This window comes from Rhodococcus sp. 06-1460-1B, from assembly GCF_002258475.1.
GTDB classification, from domain to species: domain Bacteria; phylum Actinomycetota; class Actinomycetes; order Mycobacteriales; family Mycobacteriaceae; genus Rhodococcoides; species Rhodococcoides fascians.
Window position 1 is genome coordinate 63,795 of sequence record NZ_NOYS01000036.1, and the last position, 6,841, is coordinate 70,635.

The window sequence follows — 6,841 nt, forward strand, 5'->3', positions numbered from 1 at the left end:
CAATGACCGCAGCAGTAGCCCAAGAGAACGCGAGCGGAGCGGACACACAGTCCGGCCGTGTCGTTCGGGTCATCGGCCCCGTTGTGGACGTCGAGTTCCCGCGCGGCTCGATTCCCGCACTGTTCAACGCCCTCAACGCAGAGATCACTCTGCCGACCGTGGCCAAGACCCTGACGCTCGAGGTTGCACAGCACCTCGGTGACAACTTGGTTCGCACCATCTCGATGCAGCCCACCGACGGCCTCGTCCGTGGCACGGCTGTCGTCGACTCCGGCAAGCCGATCTCGGTTCCCGTCGGTGACGTCGTCAAGGGCCACGTGTTCAACGCCCTCGGTGACTGCCTGGACACCCCCGGACTCGGCCGCGACGGCGAGCAGTGGGGCATCCACCGCAAGCCACCAGCCTTCGATCAGCTCGAGGGCAAGACCGAGATCCTCGAGACCGGCATCAAGGTCATCGACCTGCTGACGCCGTACGTCAAGGGCGGAAAGATCGGTCTGTTCGGTGGTGCCGGTGTCGGCAAGACCGTGCTGATCCAGGAAATGATCACCCGTATCGCACGCGAGTTCTCGGGCACCTCGGTGTTCGCAGGAGTCGGCGAGCGTACTCGTGAGGGCACCGACCTTCACCTCGAGATGGAAGAGATGGGCGTCCTCCAGGACACCGCCCTCGTCTTCGGACAGATGGACGAGCCGCCCGGCACGCGTATGCGCGTGGCGTTGTCGGCACTGACCATGGCGGAGTACTTCCGCGATGTGCAGGGCCAGGACGTGCTGCTGTTCATCGACAACATCTTCCGCTTCACGCAGGCAGGTTCGGAGGTGTCGACCCTTCTCGGTCGTATGCCGTCGGCCGTCGGTTACCAGCCCACGCTGGCGGACGAGATGGGTGAGCTCCAGGAGCGCATCACCTCGACCCGTGGCCGCTCGATCACCTCGCTGCAGGCGATCTACGTCCCCGCCGACGACTACACCGACCCGGCTCCGGCCACGACGTTCGCGCACCTCGATGCGACGACCGAACTGTCGCGTCCGATTTCGCAGATGGGTATCTACCCCGCTGTGGACCCGCTGAGCTCGACCTCGCGCATCCTCGAGCCCGGCATCGTCGGTGCCGAGCACTTCCGCGTCGCCAACGAGGTGAAGCGCATCCTGCAGAAGTACAAGGAGCTGCAGGACATCATCGCCATCCTCGGTATGGACGAGCTTCAGGAAGAGGACAAGGTTCTGGTCGGCCGCGCACGCCGTCTCCAGAAGTTCCTCGGCCAGAACTTCATCGTTGCCGAGAAGTTCACCGGCGAGGCCGGTTCGGTCGTGTCCCTCTCGGACACCATCGAGGCGTTCGACAAGGTCACCAAGGGTGAGTACGACCACCTTCCCGAGCAGGCCTTCAACAGCTGTGGTGGTCTCGACGACGTCGAGGCAGCCGCGAAGAAGATGGCCGGAAAGTAGACCGACGTGACTTCTTCCGAGAAGAGCGGCATGGAGGTCTCCCTGGTCGCTGTGGAGCAGAAGCTGTGGTCCGGTACTGCGACCATCGTCAGTGCTCAGACCACCGAAGGTGAGATCGGCATCATGGCCGGCCACGAGCCTGTCCTCGGCCAGCTGGTCGAGGCGGGCACGGTGTCGATCACGACGACCGACGGCGAGAAGATCATCGCTGCGGTGCACGGTGGCTTCCTGTCGGTGACGGGTAAGACCGTCACAGTGCTGGCGGAGTCCGCCGATTTCGCCGATGACATCGATGTCGAATCGGCACGGGCTGTAGTGGCAGAGAACGGCGACGACCTCGAGGCCATTGCGGTGGCCAAGGGACGTATCCGCGCTGTCGAGCGGTCCTAGGTTCACGAGAAGCCGCGACGAGACCTGCGATGCACTCCGGATTGATTGCTCTGATCATTCTGGTTGTGCTGCTCGCAGGGCTCGTCGCGGCTTTTGCGTATCGTCTTGCAGTGCTGCGGCGAGGTGGTACGGCAGCGATCATGCGCGTGCTGCCGTCCGAGGGCGGTGCCGGTTGGCGACACGGCATCATTCGGTACGGCGACAACACGTTGGTGTTCTTCAAACTGTCCAGTCTGCGGCCCGGGCCCGATCATCGGCTCGGTAGACAGGACGTTCAGGTGGGGGACCGACGGGCCCCCCGCGACACCGAGTTCGACATCATGACTCCGGACATCGCTGTGCTGGAGTTGTCGGACAACGGCAAGAAGTACGAAATGGCACTGGACAGAAGTGCGTTGACCGCTTTCCTGTCCTGGGTGGAGTCACGCCCGTCGGGGCGCTCGCGCCGCCGTCGGCCGGCGGCCTGAACGAGTCGCTTGCCGGAAATCAGTCGCTATCGGTACCTGTCGAGCGGCTCGCTCCGGGTACCCACTGCACGTCGCCCTCCGGGTTTGCGTACCTGCTCAGGATGAACAGCAGATCCGAGAGCCTGTTGAGGTACTTGGCCGGTAGATCGCTCGTGGTTTCCGGGGAGGCGTGAACCGCTGCCCAGGCCGACCGCTCCGCGCGCCGAGCCACGGTGCGCGCGACGTGCAGCAGCGCTCCCAGAGGTGTTCCGCCGGGCAGGATGAACGACGTCAACGCCGGTAGCTCGTCGTTGAATTCGTCGCACCAGGCTTCGAGGCGGTCGACATAACTCTGATCGATCCTCAGCGGTGGGTATTCCGGATTGTCGACGACAGGCGTCGAGAGGTCGGCACCGGCGTCGAACAGATCGCTCTGAACGGTCCGGATGACGGTCCGCACGGATTCACTCGGATTTCCCAGTGCCAGTGCGACTCCGAGGCTCGCGTTGGTCTCGTCGCAATCTGCATAGGCGATCAGCCGCTCGTCGTTCTTGGAGACCCTCGAGAAATCGCTCAATCCCGTGGTCCCGTCGTCGCCGGTCCGGGTGTAGATGCGTGTGAGGTGAACGGCCATGCCGCTACGGTACCGCGCGGGTGCCGGTCGGTACCGCTGGCTACGCTGTCGAAGTGAGTGAACGCTTTTTGGTCAACGGTGGTAATCGCCTCGTGGGTGAGGTGGCGGTCGGTGGTGCGAAGAACAGCGTCCTCAAGCTGATGGCCGCGGCCCTGCTCGCCGAGGGAACCAGCACGATCACCAACTGTCCCGACATCCTGGATGTTCCGCTGATGGCGGAGGTGCTGCGCGGACTCGGGTGCGAGGTGGAGCTCGACGGCTCGGTCGTCCACATCACGACCCCGGCCATGCCGAAATACCACGCCGATTTCGCGGCTGTTCGCCAGTTCCGAGCGTCGGTCTGTGTCCTCGGCCCTCTCGTCGCGCGGTGCAAGCGAGCGGTGGTGGCATTGCCGGGCGGTGACGCCATCGGGTCGCGTCCGCTGGATATGCACCAGTCCGGACTGCAGTTGCTGGGGGCGCGCAGCGAAATTCAACACGGATGCGTCGTTGCGGAAGCCGACGAGTTGCGCGGCGCGAACATCAGGTTGGCTTTCCCCTCTGTGGGAGCGACGGAAAACATCCTGATGGCGGCTGTGCTCGCTACCGGTGAGACCGTGATCGACAACGCGGCACGCGAACCGGACATCGTCGACGTGTGCAACATGCTCAACGAGATGGGTGCCGATGTCCGGGGCGCAGGCACCTCGACCCTCACCATCCGGGGTGTCAGCGCGTTGAAGCCGACGACTCATCGCGTCATCGGCGACCGAATTGTCGCTGCTACGTGGGGAATCGCGGCCGCGATGACGCGCGGGGACGTTCGCGTGCGTGGGGTCAACCCGAAGCACCTGTCGCTCGTGCTGGACAAGCTGCGGTCTGCGGGTGCCGAGGTGACCAGCGAACCGGACGGCTTCCGCGTCGTTCAGCACGAACGGCCGCGAGCAGTGAACTTTGCGACGTTGCCGTACCCCGGGTTTCCCACGGATCTGCAACCGATGGCTATCGGGCTCGCAACCGTCGCCGACGGGACGTCGATGATCACCGAGAACGTGTTCGAGGCACGCTTCCGGTTCGTCGAGGAGATGATCCGACTGGGTGCTGATGCGCGTACCGATGGCCACCATGCTGTGGTCCGCGGTGTTCCCCAACTCTCCAGCGCGCCGGTGTGGTCTTCGGACATTCGAGCTGGGGCCGGGCTGGTCCTGGCCGGGCTGGTGGCGGACGGTACGACCGAAGTGCACGACGTGTTCCACATCGACAGGGGCTATCCGCGATTCGTGGAAAACCTGACCGCTCTCGGCGGGAGCATCGAGCGGGTCAGCTGACCGACCTCTTCTCGAGAGCGTCGACCAGCACCCGGAGCGCGCGCTCGAATCGATCGTCCGCCACCGACCCGTAGCCGATGACGATGCCACCATCGGTGGTCGGCGATCGCGTCGAATGTGCGAGTGTCGGCAAATCGACCCCGTTGTCCGCGCAGTCGGCTGCAATATCGCGTGCAACGTCTGCGTCGAGCACGAGCACCGTGTGCAGCCCGGCACCGACGCCCCGAAGTTCGCCGAATGGCGCCAGCGCAGCGGCGACGACGCGGTCACGTGCCCGATAGATCCGACGTGCCGTGCGTACGGACCGGTCCCATTCGCCGTCCCGCAACAGCGAGGTCATGGCCTGCTGGACGGGAACCGACGGGAAGTCGCCGATGGCGCGACGTGTGTCGGTGATGCGCTCGACCATCGACGGGGGAGCCACCATCCATCCGAGGCGTACGCCGGCACCCAGCGTCTTCGATACCGTTCCCAGGTAGACGGAACGGTCCGGAACGAGCTCGGTGACCGTCGTCAAAGGTGCTATGCCGTAACGGAATTCGGAATCGTAGTCGTCCTCGATGATGGTGGTTCCGCTACTTCGTGCCCAGTCCGCCAGGGCGCGCCGACGACCGATGGGCAAGAGTCCGCCGGTGGGGTACTGGTGTGAGGGAGTGACGTAAACGGCCGGGGTGCCGTGAGGAACCGATTCGAGCTCGTCGACGACGAGGCCCTCGCGGTCGACGGGGATGTCGTGAACGGACCACCCGCGGTGTGTAGCGAGGGCAGCAGCAGCTCGGTATCCCGGATTCTCCAGTGCGAGAACATGTTCGACGCCGACGTTTGCAGAGAGGGCACCCAGTGCCAGGTCCAGACCGTGAATGCTGCCCGTGGTGACGACGATCGAATCCGCGGTGGTGTGCAGCCCGCGTGCACGGCCGAGCAAGTCTGCAAGGCGCTTGCGCAAGTCGAGTGAGCCGGCCGGATCGGGATAGTCGCCCGGTGGGGGAGAGCCACCGACGTCTCGCCATGCCCGCTTCCACGCATCGGATGCGCGAGGCGGAGTCCACGGTATTCCGGGGCGCAGCGAAATGCGCTGAGTAGTGGGTGGGCCTTCCTGTGCTCGGTGCAGCCTGTGGTCCGACCGAACGGCATGCCGAACATCTCGGACGTAATTGCCGGATCCGCGACGTGCCTCGAGCCATCCTTCGGCGACGAGCTGCTCGTACGCCTTCTCCACCACCGCACGAGCCAGACCCATTTCGACGGAAAGTGCTCTGGTACTTGGCAATCGGACGCCCGGCTCGAGCTCGCCGCGATCGATTGCCGCCCGGATACCGTCGGCTACCTGAACGGGCAACGTGCGGTGGTCGGCTCGATCGATCGCGATCGACAGGGCATTCGGCGGCAAGGTCATCGTGCGTCACCTGTTCATGGCAGAAAGTGGCCTAGCGTTATTGCTCCCTATTGGACCATGACAGTGAGCCAACGGGGCGGCACTCTGGTGGCATGACGGCCGACGAAACACTTCTGTCCCCAACATCCAGAACCACCGTGGTCCGAGGTCGGCAGCGTGCGCAGTCGGAGCGGACGGCGTTGCTCGACGTGCTCCGATCGGCTCGCCTCTGTCATATGGGGGTACTGGTGGGGAACGTGCCACGTGTGCTCCCGACCGTGTTCGGCCTGGATCCGGAGGGGCCGGACAGGGCGGGAACCCTGTACCTCCATGGTTCGGTCGCCTCTCGAAGCCTGGTGGAGGCGCCTGATCAGGACATCTGCGTGACGGTCACGGTCGTCGACGGGTTGGTTCTGGCCCGGTCCGCGTTCCATCACTCGATGAACTATCGAAGCGCCGTCATCGTGGGACGGCCACGTCGAGTGGAGGACGAGGACGAACGGGCACGGGCATTGGACGCCATAGTCGATCAGGTCGTTCCGGGTAGAAGCACACATCTGCGGGCGCATACGAGGAAAGAGCTTGCGGCGACGAGCGTGTTGGCGCTTCCGCTGTACGAAGCATCGGTGAAAGCGCGGACCGGCGGACCGATCGACGACGAGGCCGACATTGCCGCAGGTGACGTGTGGGCGGGTGTGATTCCGACCGGTGAATACGTCGGCACTGCAGAGCGTGGGGAAGATGTGGAACCGAACCTCGGTGTGCCCGACCACGTTCTGGCGTTGTCCCGCGTGTGAAACCGATTTCTGTCGACTGTTCGCAAGATATGGCTGGCGTCACACGCGGGGATATGTCGGCCGAATGCGAGGCACCCATGCGCGCGGCTCCTCCGACCTGGGCAGATGCCGGCGGTAACTCGATTCACCTGCCGATTTGCGTGTGTGGGGTTGGTGGCGTAACTTTTGTCGAGTCAGAGCGACGGACACCGACCCGGTCTTCACGGACTGGGTGAACGAGGTTGGACGTGTGGCTCGGCAGGTTTTATCCCCCAAGAGTCGGGCCTTGTGTCCGAGACCAAGCTGGGATAGGCTGGAACAGTTGCCCTTGAGGCCGACGGCGTGTGTGTTCGTGGGGTTCGAGTGTGTGCGTGTTCTTTGAGAACTCAACAGTGTGTCGATGAATGTCAGTGCCGAATTTTATTTGGTGAAAGCATTCGATGTATCAGCCATCCGCTTGTG

Annotated in this window: 7 protein-coding genes; 5 read left to right on the forward strand and 2 right to left on the reverse strand. The window is 64.1% G+C overall.

Going from position 1 to position 6,841, the window contains the following annotated elements; genetic code table 11:
• Positions 1–2 precede the first annotated feature (2 nt).
• The 3 genes from atpD to CH268_RS21695 are packed head-to-tail and all read left to right on the forward strand — an operon-like array spanning position 3 to position 2,308.
• Positions 3–1,451 (forward strand): F0F1 ATP synthase subunit beta, encoded by a 1,449-nt coding sequence (gene atpD / locus CH268_RS21685; RefSeq protein ID WP_027497899.1) that lies wholly within the window; start codon positions 3–5, stop codon positions 1,449–1,451.
• Between the two features lie 30 nt (positions 1,452–1,481).
• Positions 1,482–1,841 carry a F0F1 ATP synthase subunit epsilon gene (locus tag CH268_RS21690; protein WP_027497898.1) on the forward strand — a complete coding sequence of 120 codons (360 nt, stop codon included), beginning with the start codon at positions 1,482–1,484 and terminating at the stop codon, positions 1,839–1,841.
• Positions 1,842–1,870: 29 nt separating this feature from the next.
• Positions 1,871–2,308, forward strand: a complete 438-nt coding sequence (locus tag CH268_RS21695) for a DUF2550 domain-containing protein (protein ID WP_027497897.1) — start codon at positions 1,871–1,873, stop codon at positions 2,306–2,308.
• 19 nt (positions 2,309–2,327) lie between these two features.
• Here the strand turns inward: CH268_RS21695 and CH268_RS21700 are convergent, their stop codons facing one another.
• Positions 2,328–2,921: a cob(I)yrinic acid a,c-diamide adenosyltransferase gene (locus CH268_RS21700; RefSeq protein WP_094665862.1), complete on the reverse strand. Its 594-nt coding sequence runs from the start codon at positions 2,919–2,921 to the stop codon at positions 2,328–2,330.
• A gap of 53 nt (positions 2,922–2,974) precedes the next feature.
• Between CH268_RS21700 and murA the strand changes: the two genes are divergently transcribed.
• Positions 2,975–4,228 carry a UDP-N-acetylglucosamine 1-carboxyvinyltransferase gene (gene murA / locus CH268_RS21705; protein ID WP_027497895.1) on the forward strand — a complete coding sequence of 418 codons (1,254 nt, stop codon included), beginning with the start codon at positions 2,975–2,977 and terminating at the stop codon, positions 4,226–4,228.
• Here the strand turns inward: murA and pdxR are convergent.
• The gene (gene pdxR, locus CH268_RS21710) at positions 4,221–5,624 is read right to left on the reverse strand and encodes a MocR-like pyridoxine biosynthesis transcription factor PdxR (protein ID WP_255182470.1); all 1,404 of its coding nucleotides are present in this window, start codon (positions 5,622–5,624) and stop codon (positions 4,221–4,223) included. The two genes, murA and pdxR, sit on opposite strands and share 8 nt — an antisense overlap.
• A gap of 92 nt (positions 5,625–5,716) precedes the next feature.
• Between pdxR and CH268_RS21715 the strand changes: the two genes are divergently transcribed.
• Positions 5,717–6,400 (forward strand): pyridoxamine 5'-phosphate oxidase family protein, encoded by a 684-nt coding sequence (locus tag CH268_RS21715; protein ID WP_094665863.1) that lies wholly within the window; start codon positions 5,717–5,719, stop codon positions 6,398–6,400.
• Positions 6,401–6,841: the final 441 nt, after the last annotated feature.

Excerpts from the sequence above, each read along its gene's own strand:
- atpD (WP_027497899.1), top strand. The coding sequence starts at position 3 with ATGACCGCAGCAGTAGCCCAAGAGAACGCGAGCGGAGCGGACACACAG.
- CH268_RS21690 (WP_027497898.1), top strand. The coding sequence starts at position 1,482 with ATGGAGGTCTCCCTGGTCGCTGTGGAGCAGAAGCTGTGGTCCGGTACT.
- CH268_RS21695 (WP_027497897.1), top strand. The coding sequence starts at position 1,871 with ATGCACTCCGGATTGATTGCTCTGATCATTCTGGTTGTGCTGCTCGCA.
- CH268_RS21700 (WP_094665862.1), bottom strand. The coding sequence starts at position 2,921 with ATGGCCGTTCACCTCACACGCATCTACACCCGGACCGGCGACGACGGG.
- pdxR (WP_255182470.1), bottom strand. The coding sequence starts at position 5,624 with ATGACCTTGCCGCCGAATGCCCTGTCGATCGCGATCGATCGAGCCGAC.
- CH268_RS21715 (WP_094665863.1), top strand. The coding sequence starts at position 5,717 with ATGACGGCCGACGAAACACTTCTGTCCCCAACATCCAGAACCACCGTG.